Below are 441 nucleotides of genomic sequence, written 5' to 3'. Positions count from 1 at the left end.
CCCTACGGGTGGCAGCAGTGGGGAATCTTGCGCAATGGGCGAAAGCCTGACGCAGCCATGCCGCGTGGATGATGAAGGTCTTAGGATTGTAAAATCCTTTCACCGGGGACGATAATGACGGTACCCGGAGAAGAAGCCCCGGCTAACTTCGTGCCAGCAGCCGCGGTAATACGAAGGGGGCTAGCGTTGCTCGGAATTACTGGGCGTAAAGGGCGCGTAGGCGGACAGTTAAGTTGGGGGTGAAAGCCCGGGGCTCAACCTCGGAAATGCCTTCAATACTGGCTGTCTTGAGTACGGGAGAGGTGAGTGGAACTCCGAGTGTAGAGGTGAAATTCGTAGATATTCGGAAGAACACCAGTGGCGAAGGCGACTCACTGGCCCGTTACTGACGCTGAGGCGCGAAAGCGTGGGGAGCAAACAGGATTAGATACCCAAGTAGTC

1 rRNA gene (only partly in view) is annotated in these 441 nt (G+C 56.2%); it reads left to right on the top strand.

Annotation, left to right across the window (positions count from 1 at the left end):
- A 16S ribosomal RNA gene (locus BQ4888_RS12245) occupies nucleotides 1-441 on the top strand; its annotated part reaches 94 nt to the left of the window's first position; the annotation flags it as partial.

The organism is Desulfuromonas acetexigens (assembly GCF_900111775.1).
In the GTDB taxonomy this organism is placed as follows: domain Bacteria; phylum Desulfobacterota; class Desulfuromonadia; order Desulfuromonadales; family Trichloromonadaceae; genus Trichloromonas; species Trichloromonas acetexigens.
Note: the sequence above shows the minus strand (reverse complement) of the source record. Positions and strands in the feature narration are given on the sequence as shown.